This is a genomic window from Actinomadura meyerae (assembly GCF_900188445.1).
In the GTDB taxonomy this organism is placed as follows: Bacteria; Actinomycetota; Actinomycetes; order Streptosporangiales; family Streptosporangiaceae; genus Spirillospora; species Spirillospora meyerae.
Map to the genome: position 1 here is coordinate 40,438 of NZ_FZOR01000012.1, position 15,866 is coordinate 56,303.

Consider the following 15,866-nt stretch of genomic DNA (forward strand, 5'->3'; position numbering starts at 1 on the left):
AAGTCGCCGACGTCGCGGACCGGGGATGGCACCGGGCGGGGGCACCCGGCCGTCCGGACGGTCGGCCGTATGGCGTAACACCGAGGGCGCGCCGAGCGGGGGACCCCTGCACACCCCCCGCAATCAGTGAGCTGAAGCACATTGAACTTAGATCAAATAAGGCGCGTCAAGGTAAATGAAGAGTAAAATCAGCAGTGTGTGGCCTCTCCGCCACATTCAGCGTCCAATTGGGACGCACTCAATTCACCGGGCGCCCCGCTCTCGTAGCCGGTGGGCGCGCAGCACGGCGTCGAGGACGAATCGCGCCGCGGGATCGGCGAGCTGCCGGTCGAATGTCGCACTGATCTGGCGCATCCGGTACCGGACGGTCTGCGGGTGCAGCCGGAGCCGGCGGGCCGCCTCCACCGCGTTCCCCTGTGCCTCCAGCCATGCTCCGAGGGTTTCGGTCATGCGCATACGCCGCGTCCGCGGGAGTCCGGACAACGCGGCCAATTCGCGTCGGGCAAGCTGGTCGAGCAGCGGGCCGTCCGACAGCAGCCACAGCTCCAGCAGATGACGTTCGCACAACGTCGGCCCGCCGTCCTCCAGCAGTCCCGCGTCCACGAGGGCGAGGGCCCGCCGCGCCCACCGCAGCGAGTCGGCGGCCTCCCCCAGCGGGACGGTGAGGCCCACCGCGAACCGGCGTTCGGGCAGCGCGCGGCCGAGCATCGCCCCGCGCTCGGGCCCGTATCCGCCGGGGATCAGCAGGTGGGGTTCGGCGTCCGCGAGGTTCACCAGGACGTCGGCGTCCATCGCCTCCCGGAAGCACCGCGCCCCGGCCGGCAGCGCGACCATCGCCACGGTGTCGGGGACGTCCCAGCCGGACGCGGCGGCGGCCCCGGCGAGCGCACCGGTCGCGGCTCCCGGCCCGAGCACCATCCGCAGCAGCCGGTGGTCGCCGGGCGGTTCATCAGCGGACGAACGCACTTCCAGATAGCCCTCGACCGACAGGGAGGCCAGCTCGTCGATGTAGGCGAAGAGGGCCTCGGCCAGCCGGGACATGACCTCGGCGGGCAGCCGCCGCTCCCGCGCGACGGCCGCGACCCGCCGCCACGCGACCTGCACACCGACCCGGTAGGCGGCCTGGAGCGAGTCGAGCGTGCGCCCCTGGTAGGCCACGCCGCGGCCGAGTTCCCGGCACAGCTCGTCGCGGCGCTCGTGGGCGCCGCTGCCGCCGGAGACCTGGTCGAGAAAGGCGGTCATGGCCTGCTCGACGGTGACCCGGAATCCGGCCGGAGTCGTCGGCCCGTCCTGCCGCGAGTACTCCGGGACCGACCGCCGGATCTCCTCGATGATCTCCCCGGCGAGCGTGGGCAGCTCGGCGCTCAGAATCGCGATGACCTGGGGCGGCAGAGCCCCAGGACGACCCCCTCCCCCAACGAGGGTCTTCGTCATCCGCTCTCCCCTTCGCGAGGTCAAACTAATTGCCCCAATTAAAAGGTAACCCACCCCGCGCCCGCCGCACACCATTACAGAAAGATCTTCAGGCCCCGAATGCCGGGAACACTCACCCGGCAACAAAAACGACCCTATTCATTGATCACCCGGAGACAATCCGAAGGGCGCCCGCACGGCCCCGGCGCCCCCGCGACCCCATCCCGGCGGACGACCCCACCCCCACCCCAGAGGGATCTTTAGGCACAATTCCGTCATTACGCCACGTAACGGCTACCGGCGTGCGACATGATCAAGAACCGGGTTCACGCAGACCTGCCGATCATGGAGGAGAACCTCCGCACCGGACAGCCGTCCGCGAGCTGGAATGGCGGACGGACGCGAGTCCCGCCACACCTGACACCGCCACGGCCGCTCGATCGAGCCGCACACCAGCCCCGTCCATCGGTCGAGCCCGCACCCGCAGGCAACCACGCCGCCATCACCGCGACCGTCCACACTCCGGACGACCGGTTACTCATCGAGCCCGCCCCCAAGCCCGCACCCCGACACCGACGACGGCCCGGAGGTCCAGTCGCTGCACTGGAAGGCCACGATCAACCCCCACGCCACCGACGACGCCCCTAGCCTCCCCTGGACGGCAGAGGCGAACGGCTGGCCCACCTTGCCCTTCGAGCACGCCCAAGCCCGGAACGCCGACTACGCCCCGGCCCACCAGACTGACCGTGCTCACGCTCCCCCACGACCTGGAACGCAAGCGGGTCAAGCACCGCTGGGAGTAGCTGGGCGAACATGTCCGCACTGGCCAGCCACACACTGCTGCACACCGACCCGACCCCCGCCAACGTCCTGCTCGACGACAACAACACCGCCTACGTCGTGGACTGGACGCTCACCGGACACGGCGCCGCATTCCTCGAAGTGGCCCTGCTCATCCCTGGCTACTGAAAGCCGGACACACCCCGACCGAAGCAAAACTCCGGGCCTCACAGTTCCCCGCCTGGACGTCCACCACCCCCACCACCATCGACCTGTTCGCCCGCGTCTTCGCCGAGAAATGGGGAACCAACCGAGCCGCGAACAACAAGACGTGCCCCATGAACAAGCGCCCGCGCCCCAGAAGCGCACATCCCCCCACACCGCATCGTTGACTTGCGGCGTGTTGCCCTTAAACGGCCGCCCATAAGGACAACACGCCGCAAGTCAACGAACCACCGGCCCCGTCGGCGGGCCTGCGACAGCGCGCTGGGTGCGGGGAGAGGCGTCGCCTAGCTCGTGATCATGTCCGGGACGGTGCTCGCGGGCGGCGGCAGCGGCCAAGGCCGGTCTGCCGAGAGGGCGACGCGCGCGGCGCACGTCAGTACAGGTCGAGGCGCCCGCTCTTGACGACGTCGAGGAACGCGGCCCAAGCGCCGGCCCCGAACCCCAGCACGGGCCCGTCCGGATCCTTGGAGTCCCGCGCCAACACCACCGCCGCCACGTCCACCGACACGTCCACACGCCCGCCACCGTTGCTGTGCTGCAGCCGCCCTTGCACCAGGCGCCAGGCGACTTAGCGGCCGTCCATGGCGGCTGACGCCCTCTCCGCGCAGCCGCCTACCTGCTTCGTTGACTTGCGGCGTGTTGCCCTTTAGCGGCTGCTCATAAGGGCAACACGCCGCAAGTCAACGAAGGTATCGGGCCCGTCGGCGGCCGGGCGGCGGCGACTTGTGCGGGAGGTGAGGTTGGCTGGACGTCGTGGTGACGTCCGGGATGGCGCTGGGAGCGGCTGTAGTGGCCAGTGGCTACTGGCTGGTTTGGGCAGGACGCGGGAAGGTGTCAGGCGAGGTCGAGGTGCCCGCTCTTCACGGTGTTGAGGAACGCAGCCCAGGCGTCAGCGCCAAAGCCGAGTACCGACCCTTCCGGATCCTTGGAGTCCCGCGCCAACACCAATGCCCGGCCCGCACCAACCTCGACGCAGGCGCCGTTGTTGGCACTGTAGCTGCTCGCCCTCCAAAGGCCCCCGACCTCGACGCAGTTGCCTTCCTGGGCGCTGTGGCTGCTCTTCCGCCAAGCCCCGATCTCAACGCACTCACCACCGTTGCCGGTGCTGTGGGTGCTCTTGCGCCACCTGACTCGGGAGGTGTCCATGGAGGTTGCCCGTACCTTTTCAAATTGGAGTTGTCAAGCTATATCGCGAATCGCCGAGGCGAGCAGGGTCCTTGAGTCATCCCGACTAAGAGCCTGCGCACGTAGATGGTTAAACACCATCCTGTAACCGTCAACCTCGTCGGGTTTCTCCAGGTACAGGCTTCCTCGCCAGTACTCGACGTACACGACCGCTGGGTCTGCCGGCTCGGGGAAGGTGAGAATTCTGAAGCTGCCCTGCATCGCAGGATGCGCTCCGACGGCGAACGGCAGAACTTGAAGGGTGATGTTGGGGCGGCGAGACAACTGCACCAGTTTGTCAAGCTGTTCGCGCATGGTAGATGCACCGCCTACCTGCCGACGTATCGCGGTTTCGTTGAGTACGAACCACATGTCTGGCGAGCTCTCAGCTTCAAGCAGCCGCTTCTGCCGCTCCAGACGCAGTTGTATCTGCCTGCTCACCTCTTCGTCGGCCGGCACCGCGGCCTCTGCCAGGTATGTCGCTCTCGCATACGCCTCTGTCTGGAGGATGCCCGGAACAACCTCAGACTGGTAGTCCTGCATGGAGGCTGTCTCCTCCTCCAACCCGACGTAGACCTGGAACCACGTCGGGATCGTGCCGCTGTACTGGTGCCACCAGCCGCGCTTGCGGGCGTCCTTCGCTACCTGGAGGAGGGCCTCGCGCTCGTCGCCGGTGACGCCGTAGACCTCCAGCATCAGAGAGACCTCGCCGAGACGGGCGCCGCTCTGGCCCGTCTCGATGCGGGTGATCGTCACGGGCGCGCATCCGATGCGCTCGGCCACCTGCTCACGGGTCAGCCCGCGCTCCTTCCGGAGGCGCCGGAGTTCGGCGGCCAGGCGACGCTTGCGGACCGTGGGGCTGCGACGAGCGGTCACTTTGTCCTCCCTGTATCCGTTTTATGGTGCCTTGAGATCAAGATCAAAGAAACAAACTGCGTTAGTTCAGTTCGTTTCTATTGCGGAACGCACGTCATCTGCGCACACTCTGACCGTAGCGAAAATTACGCACGGTAGATGGGCGATCACACAAGAAAGTCGGGTGAATCGTGGTCGTTCGCGTGCCTGGAGAAGGGGCGTCCGACGATGTCAGCGGATCAGCGACCGCACGTGGTGCGGTTCGGCCTCCTGGCTGATCTCTGTCTCAAGCTGGGAGAACGTCAGCAGTGCACCTCGATGCTCGTCCACCCGTCGCGGGGTGAGGCGGTGCTGTGGGTGCCGGAGCGGGCCTGGCCGCGCAAGTGGCTCGGGGTCGCGGCGGTCGACCACCGGGGACGATGGCTCTACGCCTTCGGCGACCAGTGGAGCATCACCGGGGACGTGGCCGAGGCCGCGGCCCGGGTCGCGTGGGCGGTGCGGGCCCGATGAAGCACTTGGGGACGTGCGTCATCCCGTCCGCGCGAAAGAACGTGGCCAACGGACGGCGGTGGCTGCTCGGGCGGCTCGAACCGCTGCTCGGCGCGACGCACAGCGCCTGCGATGACAGCGTCCTGCTGCTGTCGGAGACGCTGACGAACGCGATCGTCCACGGAACGGGCCACCTCGTGGAGGTGGACGCCTACGTGGACACGGCCAACATCCGGATCGAGGTCACGGACGAGGGCGGCAACACCGTCCCGCATCACCGGGACGATCCGCACGGCGAGCACGGGCGCGGCCTGCCCATCCTGTCGATGCTCGCCAAGTCATGGGGGTTCGAGCAGCTCGATGACGGTCGGCTGCGTGTGTGGTTCGAGGTGCCGCATACGGCACGTCCAGAGAACCGCGAGGACGGCCGCGCCAAGGCGTTCGAGGGCGCTCCGACACCGCCGCGTCCGCGAGACGGCACGCACGACGGGACGTCGCTCAGGGCGAACACCTCCGCGCATACCGGCGATCGCTGACGGCGAAGGCGCGTCAGTCTTCGGTGGGACGTGGTCGCCAGCGGTCGAGGGCGACGACGGCGAGGCCCACCAGGAGCAAGAGGGCGGTGTAGAGCCAGAGGTGGCCGGGTTCGCGGAACAGCTCCGCGTTCGGTCCTCGCCGGCCGGTTCCCTGCCAGTCGCCGAGCAGGCCGCAGGCACCGATGACGGTCGCGAACATCAGCGGGCCCAGGACGGCAGGGGAAAGTCCGTCCTGGGTCAGCCAGACACCGAGCGAAGCGATCGTGAGCGTGATGGTGGCGGCGAGAAGGAGAAGCAGGACGACCGTCATGCGGTCCGGGCGGATCACCATTGTCAAGGCGAGGACGGCGGCACACGCGGCGCATGCGGTGAGGGCGGCCCAGTGGCGCCAGGGTGGGAACGCGGCGGCGGCCCCCGCCACCACGCCGAGCGCCACCAGGAACCACATGCCGATGAAGCTCGAATACTGCCCTTGTATGACCGCGCTCGCCGGGCCAGAGAAGCCGATGACGGCGGCCGAGGCGACGACGGTGCCGACCGCCGCGCGAAGCCCCGCAATGGCGGCTGCCACCAGACCGGCCGCCAGCAGCAGCCAGCACGCGCCGACGCCGAAGCCGCCCTTGACCGTTTCCATGCCGGCGGCCGGGATGAAAGCGATGACCGCCACCGCGCCCGCGATCGCCGTCCGGACGCCCATCGCGGGCTCGGCGTCGCCGGACGGTGCGGCCAGCTCGGGACGCCCGTGATAGCGGTAGTACAGGCCCAGCGCCAGGAAGGCCCCGCCGATCGACGTGGCCAGGAAAAAGAGGCGGAGCAGGATCTGGACGACCTCGGCGAAGTCCCACGGGTAACCACCAGGCCGCGCGATCTCGATGTGCGCTATCAACATGTCCGTGGAAGCGCCGAAGACCTGGGCGCCCACTCCCGCCCCGATCAGCACCGCCCCCGCGCCGGGAGCCCCGATGTGGACGAGCCGGAGCCCAGCGGCCAGCGTCCCTAACAACACCAGCTGCGCCCCGGCGGTGACCGAGCCGAAGTAGAACCAGGCCGCGCCGCTGTAAAACTCGTTCCGCGCCACGACGTACACGAGCTCGGTGGGGAGCGTCAGCACAACCCCGGCGACCAGGAGCCACGGCCAACTCCGGCGCAGCGACCACCACATCGCCGCCAAGCCGGCGACCGTCACCACCGCGACCACGGCGGCCTGCTCGGCCTGCACCACACCCGGGTTGATGCGCAGGACGTCCGCGAACCCGGCCGCGCGCCCGACGTGGCCTCTGGGCCGCGCAGAGTTGGCGACCGCCCCGAGCGTCCCGATCGCGCACAGCAAGACGGCACCGATCACCCATGGACGGCTGGTCTCGAACGGAATCCGGTTACTCAAGGCTGCGGTTGCCATGGCACTCCTACGGGTTCCTCATCGTCCGCTGGGCGCGGTTGAGTTGTCGGCTCCGGCGGCATCGTCACTGGTGGTCGTCGTCGTTCCTGTAGTCGTCCTGTTCAGAGAGCCGTTTGAGGTTCTTGCCCATCTCCCAGGCCGCGGCCGCCATGCCCGCGATGCCGGGATCCCGGCGCGTGGGCCGCTCCGCGATGGGCGTATCGGGCGAGTAGCGCATGACCGCCTCGGCCAGCCTTTCCCCGTCCATCCGCCAGCCCTGGATCCTTTGCGATGCCAGCGACGGCTCGGCGCCCATGCGGCGCAGCCAGGGACCGAAGACGGCCTCCTTGAACTGCTCCTCCGCGACGGTCGGCGGAGGAAGTTCCGGCGGCCTGGGCAAACGGCTCATCCGGGCGGTGACGCCGGCGGCGTTGAGTTCGACCCCCACGTAGTGATGGCGCGTTCTCTGCCTGCCGCTACGCACGATCCGGTCGAAGGTCACGATGCAGTCGATCCATGACCATGGGAGCAGCTCCGGCTCAGCGTCTTCGCCGGTGTAGCCGAAGTAGACGCCGCGCGCGTCCACCGCGAACGACACCTCCCCGCGGCGTACCGGCCTCGTGACAAGCACGGCGAGTATCGCGGTCGCTCCGGTGAACATCGTCAGTCCGAGGGCGATGCCGGGCCCGGGATTCCGAATGGTCTGATAGAGCAGGAACGCGTCCACGGCGCCGAAGCCCACCAAGATCGGCAGATTGCCCCACCAGGTCTCCCTGGCGATATAAGCGCCCTCGGCGAATCCGTCGGGGCTGTCATCGGGACTCATGAGCAGCACTCCCCGGGCCGGCCACGTCGGTTGCAGCAGCATCGAGGACCGGCGGCCACGGCCGGCTCCGCCGTGTCCCGGACGATGCCTGTGCCCACGCTCCCCCGCAACACCATCCCGCCCCCTCTGCGTCCGGTCAAGGTGCGATGAAAGCGGCCGCCGATGTGTCGGCATCGGCAGGCACGAACCAGCATGCGGGCACATCGTGCGCCCACAGAGAGACGAGCAGCGGGATTCGTCCCTACGGGTTCGTGATGGTCGGCGTGGGCCAGACATAGTACTGAGCGGAAATCATTATCGGGTCACCGGCTTCGACCAATCCACCACAGGACGAGCTGGCGGATTTGATGACCAGATTGGTGTCGGTGAATCCGAGCTCCCCGGTCTCGTTGTTGTAGGTGGTCTGGATCTCGCCTTTATCGGTCCCCGGCCCGCCGGCCGTCAATTCACAGGGCACAGAGTCGATGCTCGCCACCACGCTGATACCGGCGGCATCGTCACTGGTCAGCGTGCCCGTTGTCGTCCCGGTCTGCGCATCGTAGGAGGTGGCGTTCATCTTCCATGGCAGACCGCGTGGGTGGATCTCGATCGGTGGTCCGCCATTCGCCTGGCAGTAGTTGAGGGTTCCGTAGGTGATCATGACGAGGCCGGCCCCACTGAGCCCTGTCCCGTCACGGAAGCGAACGATCAGATCGGAATCGCTACAGCCTGCGGTTGACCCGGTCGTCGCATCAAAGAAATAGATACTGCTCCCATGGGCATTGGTACGCCCGCCGTCTATGACAGTCCAGGTGGACTCGTCAGCCGACGCGGCGGCCACGCCGAATTGGAAGAGCGCGAGAATGGCGGAGGCGAAGAGCAGGAGAACTCGGTTCGAGAGAGTACGCATGACAACTCCTTTGCAGGTGGCCGAGTATGCGGGTGATGAGGTCAGCCGGTCTCTTCACCTCCATCCGTCCGAGTGAGGGTGGTGACGAACTCCCGGAGCATCCGTGCCGCGCGGGGATCGGGCACCGCCTCCGCGGCGGTGAGGGCGCGCTGCTCCGCCGCCTCGCTCTCCGCGGTCGCCGACTTCATCGCGCGGAGTCGTAGCCCGGTGTCGCGGTTCAGCAGGTCGGCCGTGATCTCCTGGTCGGCGGCGAGGTGGTCCCTGATCGCTGAGATCCGGCCTTCGAGCATGGCCGCCAGGGTTGAGTCGAGCCGTCCGGTCCGGCCGCTGAGTGCCAGCACGTCCTCGGTGTGCAGGAACGCGTGCCCGCATTGCCGCCCGTAATCACGCAAGGCGTCCACCACCGGTGGCGCGGCCCCGCCGAGTTGGCCGCCGATCCGGGCGGGGAACTCCAGCAGGGCGGCGAACAGCGCGGTCGCCGGTACGTCCACCGCGCCCGGAGGTCCGGTGACGCGTTCGAGGCGCAGCGCCGTCAGCTCGGAGAGCCAGTCGGCGAACGACCACGAGATCTCCGGGGCGTACGTGGCGACGAGCCGTGCGGCCTGGGCGAGCAGGAAGTCCCCGGCGAGGATCACCGAGGTGGTCCCCCAGTCGACCGCCCGGCCGCCGTCCCGCCGGACGGCCGCGGACGGACCGAGGAAGGCGAGCGCGCCGAGCGTGGCGAGTTCGATCGCCGCGCCGACGGTCGCCCGCGCGACGTCGGGCGGGCGGCCTCCCGCCCCGAGCGCGGCGAAGAACGGCACGGCCGGGCGGAGCCGCTGGTGGGACGCCGTCTCCGCCGTGACGACCAGCCGGGCGAGAAACGGCCAGTCGCGGCGCACCGCGCTCACCGCGACCTCGTCGCAGGCGACCAGGAACGGTTTCAGGGATGCCGCCTCCGCGTCCGGCAGCAGCATCCGCTCGGCCGCCGTCAGCCCGGCGAGGCCGTCGGGGAAGAGCACTGCTCGGCGCGCCTTCGCGAAGAACGGACGGTCGCTGTCAGCGGTGGACGCGAGGACCCGCCACGTCAGGTGGTAGCGGCGGGCCGCGTGCCGCGCCGTCTCGAAGTAGCCGACGTAGGAGGCGGCGAGGCGCCGCCGGTAGTCCTTCCCGGCACGCTCGGGGTCGTGGAGATTGGCGGTGATGCAGCGCGCGGCGGCCACTCCGCTCTCGACCGCGTATCCGAGGCCCTCGCCGGTGAACGGGTTGACCAGGCCGGCCGCGTCGCCCACCCGGAGGCGCCCGTCGACGACCGCGTTGTCCGGGGTGAATCCGCTGTTGAGCGGGCCGGAGACGGTCGAGCCGCACGGCGTCCCGCCCCATAGCGTGGAGTCTGCACCGGAGAGTTCTCGCCACGCCCGGTCGAGGAACTCTCCCGCGTCCTCGGGACGGATCTCGCCCAGCCGTGCGGCACCGACCGTGCACGTCCCGGCATCACCGGCGGCACTCGGCAGGGCCCAGATGTACGTCGGATGCTCGCGCGGGTCGATGGTCGAGGGCGCGGCGAGCATGGTGACGGCCTTCGACCGCAGCGAGACGCCTGAGTACCGCCGGACGGCGGCGACACCGGTCGCGTCGCCGGTGACGCCGTGTGCGATGACGACGTGCCGGGCGGTGACGTCCCGCGGGGCGCCGTCGTCCGGCTGGACGACCGCCCGGTGCCGCCCATCATCTGTGCGGTCGATCCGCAGGACCCGCCCGCGCACGTGCGTGGCGCCCGCCTCCACTACCGCATCGATGAGGCCCAGGCGAAGCCTTTCGGCGGTGCAGACCGCACTGCCCATCGCCGGGAACGGGCGTGGCCTGCCCTCCCCACACTGGAGCACGACTCCGCCGATCTCTTCGAGGGCGATGAGGTCGAGCGCGCCGATGGAGGACAGGCCCGCGATGGCTGGGCCACTCAGCAGGACGTCGTACTCCGGCTCGTCGGCGGCACGGTTCGGGCCGACGAGGAGCGTGCCGACGCCCCTGCGTCGCAGCGCGGTCGCCGTGACGGCTCCCGCCACGCCCGCGCCGACGACCAGCACGTCCACCGCGCTCATGCCGCTCACGACTCGGCCCACCGGGGGAGCCGGACGACGTCCGCCAGCCGGTCTCTGGCGCTCCCGGCGGGCAGTTCCGCGAGGGCGTCCATGGTCTGCCCGTGAAGGTCGCGGGCGGTCTCCTTCGCGGCGGCGAGCCCACCGAGGTCGATGACCAGGGCGCGGATCCGCGCCAGGTCGGCGGCGTCGAGCGCGGGGCGGAGCAGCAGGCGGGCGAGGTCGCCGGTCTCGTCCTGCGGGAGAGCCAGGACGATCGGGGCGCCGAACAACCCGAGCAGGTGGTCGTTGCCGGTCGGCTTCCCGGCGGCGCCGGCAGCCGGGTCGAAGTCGAGGCAGTCGTCCAGGATCTGGAACGCCGCGCCGTGGGCGGCGCCGATCCGCGCCAGATGTCCGGAGTGCTCCGCGGACACGCCCGCTTCGGCGGCCCCGAGCAGGCAGGTCAGCCGGAACAGGTCGCCGGTCTTGCGCTGGACGAGTTCGAGGTAGTCGGCGAGCGGCAGTTCGACGTCGAAGGCCCGCTCGACGTCGAGCATCTCGCCCGCGGCGAGCGCCGCCGCGGTGTCGGCCACGGCCCGGCTGACGCCGTCGCCGAGAGCGGCGGCCTCGGTACCCGCTAGCGCGAAACAGGCCAGCCCCGCGAGCGAGGCCGACTCCGCGCCGATCACCGTGTGGGCCGCCGGAGCGCCGCGCCGCTCTGCGGCCCGGTCGATCACGTCGTCGTGCAGGAGCGACGCCGTGTGCAGCAGCTCGACGACCGCGCCCAGCCGGACGAGCCGAACCGGGTCGGGGGCGCCGAACGCGGCACTCGCGGCCAGCAGGTTCGACCGGAGGCGTTTCCCTGGCCGCTGGACGAGCTCCAGGGCCGAAGGACGCACAGCCTGTGGAAGGCTCCGAGCGACTTCCGCGAGCCTGCCGGTCACCCGCTCCGGATAGTTGACGAGATCGTTGGACCCCGGCCGGAGGAGCGCGCTGACCTCATGCCCGATGGTCGACGCGCCCTTCCTTCCGGGTTCACCGAGGGAACTCACGGTGTCTCGCTCAGTCGAGCGGGATCTGCGGATGCAGTTCCAGGGTGGGGACAGCCGCGACCGTGTCGTACACCTTCTGCGCGACGACCTGATCGTTCATGTGGGCGATCATCTGGGTGCGGTTCATCCCGAGGGTCTGGGACAGCACCTCATCGTTCAGCACCCAGGCGGCATCGGCCTCCTCGGGAGTCATCAGCGTCTGCGTCAGGCCGTCGACGATGAACGTCGTGTCGTCCAGTTGGGTTTGCGTGACCGTCGCCGTCGAAGTCGGGTCGGCGATGACCTCGGCGACGAAATCGCGGCTGCGCTGATGGAACTCCTGCGCGTAGTAGAGCTCGTCCTCGGTCGCGGTCCTGTTGTCGACCCGGTCCTTGATGACCTGGGCGTTGAGGTAGGTCGCCTGGATCAGCAGGTTCCCGGTGACGCTCTGGGCGAAGAACTCGTCCCTGGCATGGTCCGCCAGGTCGTTCTCGCTGACGAGGTCCAGGCCGTAGTACGTCCCGATGTTGGCGAGGAAGGGGCAGGGCGGGGACGGGACTTCGACGAACGTCTTCCCGTCGCCGCCCTCGCACGCGACCGAGCCCGAGTCTCCACCGAGGCAGAACCTCGGCGCATAGATCAGGTTCCGGTACTCGACGACCCCGAGTGAGCTCTGGGTGTCGACGCGCACCGTGTTGCCGATGCTCATGACGGTGGAGGACGAGTAGGCGGTCGTGCGTCCGACCTTCTCCAGGTGCATGCCGACCTGTGGTGCCTTGGTCGCGGTTGAACTGGAGGTGGCCCCGAGTAGCTTGGCGTTCAGCCCGGTCAGGACGGTGTCCATGACCGTCATGTAGCAGCCGCCGGTCTGGTTGCCGGCGACGATGAGGCCGACCGCCGGGTGGCTCGGCCCGATCGGCGTCATCAGGTCGCGGGCGACCAGGTCGGTCGCCCCGACGCCACTCGTGAGCTGGGCGAGGGCGGCGTCGGTATCGGTGCCGGTCACCGGGTCGATCGGGATCAGCCGCTTCAGCGTCGCGATCGCCTTGCGGTTGGAGGTGTCGGCGAAGCCGGGCTGGATGATGGCCTCGCCGGGCTGGCCCGCGTTCATCCGTCCGATCACATGGTTGCAGGTCAGCAGGCCGTTGGTGTTGTCGGTGAGGTCGACGACAGTCGCGCCGTAGGTGCCGGTGCCGTCCCCCGCGACCTGGTTGGAGATGCTGCATCCCTGCCGGGGCGGCCGCATCTCCTCGCTGATCGGCCCGGCCGCCAGCGTCGGCGCAACGGGACTCTGGGCGACGCCGACAGATGGCGCGGGACCTGCCTCCACCACGTCGATGCCCCATCGGACGCCATCGATCTCGACGTTCTCGGGGAGCAGCCGCCGCAGGGAGACCAGCGCCGCCGGGCGCTTCTTCTCTACGAGGACCATGACGACCGGTTCGTCGGTGCGCTTGCCGCCGCGTACCCGGAAGCTGATCCCGACGCCGACGATGTTCGGGTCGCCGCTCCGCAGGTAACGCTCGATGATCTCGTCCCGGCCGCGTTCGAGAGCCGCCTGCGTGTCCTGCCTGAACTTCATCGGCGGGCCTCCACATGCGGGATCGGCAGGGCCGGCCTGCCCCGCCGGCTGAGGTGGCGCAGGCCGCCGACCCACAGTGAAGCGGGATAGTCGCTGTTCGGGTCGAAATGCCGCGAAACGGTCGCGATGGCGAGCGCGGCGAGCATGCGTGCACCGTCGGCGTGCTCTTTGTCGTCGGCGAGACGCCCCAGGGCGGCGAGCAGCCGTGCCCGTCCTCGCTGCGCCGCGCCACGTCCGCCGAGCGCGTCCGCCGCCGCGGCGATCTGGTCGAGACGCCCTGTGTCCAACCGTCCAAGGGCCGCGTCCAGCCGGGCCGCCGTGGCCCGGGCCTCCGCGGTTCCCGGCTCGCCGAAGCTGGGGAACCTGACCGGCACGTTCGCTCCGGCCCTGGCCACTCGCAACACCACGGCCCGCTGCCGAGCGGTCAGCCCCGCCAGTGGACTCGCGCTCGGGCTCGCGGCGGCCGAAGGGGCGAGTGCCCCGCCGAGCACCACGCCGGCACCCGCAGCACCGATGGCCCTCCTACGGGAGAGAACCGGATATCGCGTTACTTCCTGTTCCGACACGTCGGCCGTTTCCTTCCTGCGGGGTGTCAGGCGATGGGTGAGGCCGCGAATCTGAGGGCTGTTTCTGCCCGGGGGCGGTTGCGGACGCCATGCTCCGAATCGCCGTTCCCGGTGGGCAACTGTTCTTACGTCTTCATCACCGGGTCATCGTTCTCGATTCCGACCGTTTGCGTCCGCCTCCGGCAGCGCGGTCCGTGCCCGCGGGGTCGCCGCGGGCACGGACCGGTCGCCACGGGCTCAGAAATCAGAGCTGGCTGTAGTTCTTCGACACGATGTACTCGTTCTGAATCATCGTGTTCTCGCCGGCCGGCGAGGGGAATCCGCCGACCTGGTTCACCAGCCAGTCGGCGACGCCGCCGCCGAACACGCAGCCCTTGGCGCCGGGCACCGCGAAGGAGTTGCCGACGTGCTTGGCCTGCAGCACCGGCGGATCCGCTTGGGCGATCGTGGCGGGCTCGCCGGTGATGGGCGTGTTGGGCGCCGGCGGACTGGTGGTACCGGTGGTGAGGTTCACCGCGATCGGGTTGTCATTCGTCCCGACCGTGCAGTTGTTCCCGAGGAACGGGTTGATGAGCCGGACCTTCAGCCCAAGGTTGATCTCCATGTCACTGCTGACCGGCATCTCGAAGCCGCCGGCATACTCGACCTTGGCGTACACGGCCGACAGCAGCGGATCACCGAACAGACCGGGCTGGACGAGCATCTTCGGAGCATCGATGGCGCCGAAGACGTTCTTGGTCTCGAACGTGCTGGTGTTGAACGTGGTCGCCCACGTGATCCTGATCGGCTCCTCGATCGCCTGGTCGAAGTTGCCGACCTTGAAGGTGCCGCTGGTGACCACACCTACCCAGCACTGCGAGTAGTTCGGCGACGCACCGTCCGGGAGAGGCGGGCAGTCGGAGAAGTCGAAGCTCGACGGGATCGGGTCCGGGTTGGCCGCCGAAGCGGGCGAGGCCAGGCCGAGGGTGAGCAGCGCAGCAGCGGCCACGGCGGGAACCGCCAGCCGGAAACTGCGTCTCCGGAAACGAATGGACTTCACCAGTCCGTCCTTTCTTCTTGCCGGGAGAAACGGACACAGAGCGCCGCGACCCTGCGAAAGGAGCCGTCGTTCCTCGCGGTCGGTCCGTGCCCGCGGGGTCGCCGCGGGCACGGACCGGTCGCCACGGGCTCAGAAATCAGAGCTGGCTGTAGTTCTTCGACACGATGTACTCGTTCTGGACCATGCTGTTGGTCCCGGCCGGCGAGGGGAATCCGCCGATCTGGTTCACCAGCCAGTCGGCGACGCCGCCGCCGAACAGGCAGCCCTTGGCGCCGGGGACCGCGAAGGAGTTGCCGACGTGCTTGGCCTGCAGCACCGGCGGATCCGCTTGGGCGATCGTGGCGGGCTCGCCGGTGATGGGCGTGTTGGGCGCCGGCGGACTGGTGGTACCGGTGGTGAGGTTCAGCATGATCGGGTTGCTATTCGTCCCGACCGTGCAGTGGCTTCCGAGGATCGGGTTGATGAGCCGGACCTTCACCCCGAGGTTGATCTTCATTTCGCTGCTGACCGGCATCTCGAACGCGCCGGCGTACTCGACCTTGGCGTACACGGCCGACAGGAAGGGGTCACCGAACAGACCGGGCTGGACGAGCATCTTCGGGGCATCGATGGCGCCGAAGACGTTCTTGGTCTCGAACGTGCTGGTGTTGAACGTGGTCGCCCACGTGATCCTGATCGGCTCATCGATCGCCTGGTCGAAGTTGCCGATCTTGAAGGTGCCGCTGGTGACCACGCCCACCCAGCACTGCGAGTAGTTCGGCGACGCACCGTCCGGGAGAGGCGGGCAGTCGGAGAAGTCGAAGCTCGACGGGATCGGGTCCGGGTTGGCCGCCGAAGCGGGCGAGGCCAGGCCGAGGGTGAGCAGCGCAGCAGCGGCCACGGCGGGAACCGCCAGCCGGAAACTGCGTCTCCGGAAACGAATGGACTTCACCAGTCCGTCCTTTCTTCTTGCCGGAAGAAACGGGCACAGAGCACCGGACGGCCACAACGTGATCCCCACCGGCGCGGAACCGTGAAGCGGATCCTCAACGAGAAA

The 15,866-nt window shown here is 69.0% G+C and carries 16 protein-coding genes; 3 read left to right on the top strand and 13 right to left on the bottom strand.

Annotation, left to right across the window (positions count from 1 at the left end; all coding sequences use genetic code 11):
- Positions 1-243: 243 nt before the first annotated feature.
- Complete coding sequence (locus tag CHF16_RS14520) at positions 244-1,434, bottom strand: PucR-like N-terminal domain-containing protein (RefSeq protein WP_089326547.1); 1,191 nt, start codon at positions 1,432-1,434, stop codon at positions 244-246.
- 792 nt (positions 1,435-2,226) lie between these two features.
- Between CHF16_RS14520 and CHF16_RS14525 the strand changes: the two genes are divergently transcribed.
- Complete coding sequence (locus CHF16_RS14525) at positions 2,227-2,382, top strand: phosphotransferase (protein ID WP_089326548.1); 156 nt, start codon at positions 2,227-2,229, stop codon at positions 2,380-2,382.
- 409 nt (positions 2,383-2,791) lie between these two features.
- Here the strand turns inward: CHF16_RS14525 and CHF16_RS14530 are convergent, their stop codons facing one another.
- The 3 genes from CHF16_RS14530 to CHF16_RS14540 form a co-directional block, all read right to left on the bottom strand.
- Entirely contained in the window at positions 2,792-2,971 is a 180-nt protein-coding gene (locus CHF16_RS14530; protein WP_245868514.1) for a DUF397 domain-containing protein, read from the bottom strand.
- A 281-nt stretch (positions 2,972-3,252) separates the two neighbouring features.
- Positions 3,253-3,564 carry a DUF397 domain-containing protein gene (locus tag CHF16_RS14535; RefSeq protein ID WP_089326550.1) on the bottom strand — a complete coding sequence of 104 codons (312 nt, stop codon included), beginning with the start codon at positions 3,562-3,564 and terminating at the stop codon, positions 3,253-3,255.
- Positions 3,565-3,597: 33 nt separating this feature from the next.
- On the bottom strand, positions 3,598-4,458 hold the full coding sequence (locus CHF16_RS14540) for a helix-turn-helix domain-containing protein (protein ID WP_089326551.1): 861 nt from the start codon (positions 4,456-4,458) through the stop codon (positions 3,598-3,600).
- Positions 4,459-4,665: 207 nt separating this feature from the next.
- Here CHF16_RS14540 and CHF16_RS39445 point away from each other — a divergent pair, with 207 nt between their 5' ends.
- Together CHF16_RS39445 and CHF16_RS14545 are read left to right on the top strand one after the other, a co-directional pair.
- Positions 4,666-4,947, top strand: a complete 282-nt coding sequence (locus CHF16_RS39445) for a hypothetical protein (protein WP_143227979.1) — start codon at positions 4,666-4,668, stop codon at positions 4,945-4,947.
- The gene (locus tag CHF16_RS14545) at positions 4,944-5,462 is read left to right on the top strand and encodes an ATP-binding protein (protein ID WP_179271530.1); all 519 of its coding nucleotides are present in this window, start codon (positions 4,944-4,946) and stop codon (positions 5,460-5,462) included. Before CHF16_RS39445 ends, CHF16_RS14545 begins: the two co-directional genes overlap by 4 nt.
- 13 nt (positions 5,463-5,475) lie before the next feature.
- Here the strand turns inward: CHF16_RS14545 and CHF16_RS14550 are convergent, their stop codons facing one another.
- From CHF16_RS14550 to CHF16_RS14590, 9 genes are all read right to left on the bottom strand, one after another.
- Positions 5,476-6,861, bottom strand: a complete 1,386-nt coding sequence (locus tag CHF16_RS14550; RefSeq protein ID WP_143227980.1) for a hypothetical protein — start codon at positions 6,859-6,861, stop codon at positions 5,476-5,478.
- 64 nt (positions 6,862-6,925) lie between these two features.
- Positions 6,926-7,666, bottom strand: a complete 741-nt coding sequence (locus tag CHF16_RS14555; protein WP_143227981.1) for a hypothetical protein — start codon at positions 7,664-7,666, stop codon at positions 6,926-6,928.
- A gap of 241 nt (positions 7,667-7,907) precedes the next feature.
- The gene (locus CHF16_RS14560; protein ID WP_089326555.1) at positions 7,908-8,555 is read right to left on the bottom strand and encodes a hypothetical protein; all 648 of its coding nucleotides are present in this window, start codon (positions 8,553-8,555) and stop codon (positions 7,908-7,910) included.
- Between the two features lie 41 nt (positions 8,556-8,596).
- On the bottom strand, positions 8,597-10,636 hold the full coding sequence (locus CHF16_RS14565; protein ID WP_143227982.1) for a hypothetical protein: 2,040 nt from the start codon (positions 10,634-10,636) through the stop codon (positions 8,597-8,599).
- Positions 10,637-10,641: 5 nt separating this feature from the next.
- Positions 10,642-11,511, bottom strand: a complete 870-nt coding sequence (locus tag CHF16_RS14570; protein ID WP_245868516.1) for a polyprenyl synthetase family protein — start codon at positions 11,509-11,511, stop codon at positions 10,642-10,644.
- Between the two features lie 163 nt (positions 11,512-11,674).
- Entirely contained in the window at positions 11,675-13,225 is a 1,551-nt protein-coding gene (locus CHF16_RS14575; protein WP_089326557.1) for a hypothetical protein, read from the bottom strand.
- On the bottom strand, positions 13,222-13,791 hold the full coding sequence (locus CHF16_RS14580; protein ID WP_143227983.1) for a hypothetical protein: 570 nt from the start codon (positions 13,789-13,791) through the stop codon (positions 13,222-13,224). Before CHF16_RS14580 ends, CHF16_RS14575 begins: the two co-directional genes overlap by 4 nt.
- Before the next feature lie 244 nt (positions 13,792-14,035).
- Positions 14,036-14,779 (bottom strand): hypothetical protein, encoded by a 744-nt coding sequence (locus CHF16_RS14585; protein WP_089326559.1) that lies wholly within the window; start codon positions 14,777-14,779, stop codon positions 14,036-14,038.
- Between the two features lie 187 nt (positions 14,780-14,966).
- The gene (locus CHF16_RS14590; protein WP_089326560.1) at positions 14,967-15,710 is read right to left on the bottom strand and encodes a hypothetical protein; all 744 of its coding nucleotides are present in this window, start codon (positions 15,708-15,710) and stop codon (positions 14,967-14,969) included.
- Positions 15,711-15,866 lie beyond the last annotated feature (156 nt).

Bases quoted from the DNA above. Each gene is read 5' to 3' on its own strand.
- CHF16_RS14525 (WP_089326548.1), top strand. From the start codon at position 2,227: ATGTCCGCACTGGCCAGCCACACACTGCTGCACACCGACCCGACCCCC.
- CHF16_RS14520 (WP_089326547.1), bottom strand. From the start codon at position 1,434: ATGACGAAGACCCTCGTTGGGGGAGGGGGTCGTCCTGGGGCTCTGCCG.
- CHF16_RS14550 (WP_143227980.1), bottom strand. From the start codon at position 6,861: ATGGCAACCGCAGCCTTGAGTAACCGGATTCCGTTCGAGACCAGCCGT.
- CHF16_RS14555 (WP_143227981.1), bottom strand. From the start codon at position 7,666: ATGAGTCCCGATGACAGCCCCGACGGATTCGCCGAGGGCGCTTATATC.
- CHF16_RS39445 (WP_143227979.1), top strand. From the start codon at position 4,666: ATGTCAGCGGATCAGCGACCGCACGTGGTGCGGTTCGGCCTCCTGGCT.
- CHF16_RS14560 (WP_089326555.1), bottom strand. From the start codon at position 8,555: ATGCGTACTCTCTCGAACCGAGTTCTCCTGCTCTTCGCCTCCGCCATT.
- CHF16_RS14565 (WP_143227982.1), bottom strand. From the start codon at position 10,636: ATGAGCGCGGTGGACGTGCTGGTCGTCGGCGCGGGCGTGGCGGGAGCC.
- CHF16_RS14535 (WP_089326550.1), bottom strand. From the start codon at position 3,564: ATGGACACCTCCCGAGTCAGGTGGCGCAAGAGCACCCACAGCACCGGC.
- CHF16_RS14575 (WP_089326557.1), bottom strand. From the start codon at position 13,225: ATGAAGTTCAGGCAGGACACGCAGGCGGCTCTCGAACGCGGCCGGGAC.
- CHF16_RS14545 (WP_179271530.1), top strand. From the start codon at position 4,944: ATGAAGCACTTGGGGACGTGCGTCATCCCGTCCGCGCGAAAGAACGTG.